Here is a 1,830-nt window from a genome sequence, read left to right as displayed (position 1 = left end):
GGTCCCTCGTCTACCAGTCCCGCTCCGGTGCCCCGCACGTGCCGTGGCTCGAACCGGACATCAACGACGCCATCGAGGAGCTCGCAGGACAGGGCGTCAAGGGCATCGTGATTGTGCCGCTGGGCTTTGTCAGCGACTACATGGAAGTGGTCTGGGATCTGGACACCGAGGCGCTTGAGACCTGCGCCCGGCTGGAACTGGCCGCAACCCGCGTCCCCACGCCCGGAACGCACCGCAAGTTTGTCGCCGGGCTTGTGGACCTGATCTGCGAGCGGACCGTCGCGAACAACATCGCCGAGCGGCCGCACCTGACCAAGCTCGGCCCCTGGTACGACGTCTGCCGTCCCGGCTGCTGCGCTAACTTCCGCGGCGAAAAGCCCACCATCGCAGGTGCCGACACCACCGTCGGGACCGGACACGATCCCTACCCGGCCGCCCCTGTGGCTTCGGGCACGGCTGCTGCGGCGGCGGGCCAGGGGACCGCATGAGCGTCCGGATCGGCACGCGCGCCAGCAAACTCGCCCTGACCCAGACCCAGCAGACCGCGGACCAGCTGGCCGCCGTCGGCGGGTTCCCCGTGGAGCTGGTCCATATCCGGACCGACGGCGACGTCCTCAAAGGCTCGCTGTCCCAGATGGGCGGTACCGGCGTCTTCGTCGCCGCGCTCCGCGACGCCCTGTTGCAGGACGTCTGCGATATCGCCGTGCATTCGCTCAAGGACCTCCCGACCGGTCCGGCCCTCGGCCTGAGCCTCGCGGCCACACCCCAACGCGTCGACGTCCGGGACGTGCTGTGCGCCCGCGACGGGCTGAAGCTCGCCGACCTGCCGAGCGGCGCGAGCGTCGGCACCGGCTCCCCGCGCCGCGCGGCCCAGCTCCGCGCCGTGCGTCCGGACCTGGACATCCGCGACATCCGCGGCAACGTGGACACCCGGCTGGGACGCGTCCCCGGGCTGTCGGGCAACACGAACGACGCCGTCGTTGACGGCAAGTCAAACGACCTCGACGCCGTCGTGCTCGCAGCCGCCGGACTGCACCGGATCGGCCGGCTCGACGCGGTCAGCGAATACCTCGAGACGGACATCATGCTGCCAGCCGCCGGGCAGGGTGCCCTGGCGATCGAATGCCGCACCGCCGACGCTCCCCGCCGGGCCGGGTCCACGGAAGGCTCCCAGGGCGTGCTGGCGCAGGCCCTCGCGGCCCTCGATGATCCGGACACCCGGCTCGCCGTCACGGCCGAACGGGCTTTGCTGGCCCGGCTGGAGGCCGGATGCGCCGCCCCGGTGGGCGCCTACGCCTACCGCAAGGGCAGCATGCTGCACCTCGAGGCGGTGGTCTGCGCGGTCGACGGCACGGCAACCGTCCGCGACAAGAAAGCCACCGACGGCCTCACCGAAGTCGGGGCAACGCTGCTCGGGATCGAGCTGGCGGAAGTCCTGCTGGCCCGCGGCGCCGCGGACATCGCGGACCTGGCAGCTTCCTGAACCGCGGATCCACCACTTCATGGCACGGCACAGCGACCGCAACCACACGGGCGGCCCAACCGGCATGAGGGTGCCGGAGAGCGCCCGCGTGCTGGTTGCCCGCAGCCCGGACCGCGCGGGGGAACTCGTCACGGCCCTCCGCCGTGTCGGCGCCGAGCCGTTGCTGCTCCCGCTGATTGACTTTGAGCAGGCCAGCGACCAGCACTCCCTCGACGTCGCCTTCGACGCTCTCGGCGCCGGGGCCTACACGTGGCTCGTGATCAGCAGCGTGACCACAGTCCAGGCACTTTAGGCGAAAGCCGCGGAACGCGGCGCCTCCCTCAGCAGCTGGCTGCCCGGCAGCATCC

At 71.4% G+C, this 1,830-nt stretch carries 3 protein-coding genes; all 3 read left to right on the top strand.

Annotation, left to right across the window (positions count from 1 at the left end):
* Positions 1 to 488, top strand: a 488-nt coding sequence (locus LQV45_RS29445) for a ferrochelatase (RefSeq protein WP_230010625.1), incomplete at its 5' end; no start/stop codon positions are given.
* Positions 485 to 1,483, top strand: coding sequence for a hydroxymethylbilane synthase (hemC, locus tag LQV45_RS29440; protein WP_230010623.1), 999 nt, complete (start codon positions 485 to 487; stop codon positions 1,481 to 1,483). The genes LQV45_RS29445 and hemC, both read left to right, overlap by 4 nt.
* A 19-nt stretch (positions 1,484 to 1,502) precedes the next feature.
* Entirely contained in the window at positions 1,503 to 1,775 is a 273-nt protein-coding gene (locus tag LQV45_RS29435; protein WP_374208327.1) for a uroporphyrinogen-III synthase, read from the top strand.
* Positions 1,776 to 1,830 lie beyond the last annotated feature (55 nt).

The organism is Microbacterium sp. Bi128 (assembly GCF_918698205.1).
Note: the sequence above shows the minus strand (reverse complement) of the source record. Positions and strands in the feature narration are given on the sequence as shown.

Coding starts and splice junctions, on each gene's coding strand:
- LQV45_RS29435 (WP_374208327.1), top strand. CDS start 1,503: ATGGCACGGCACAGCGACCGCAACCACACGGGCGGCCCAACCGGCATG.
- hemC (WP_230010623.1), top strand. CDS start 485: ATGAGCGTCCGGATCGGCACGCGCGCCAGCAAACTCGCCCTGACCCAG.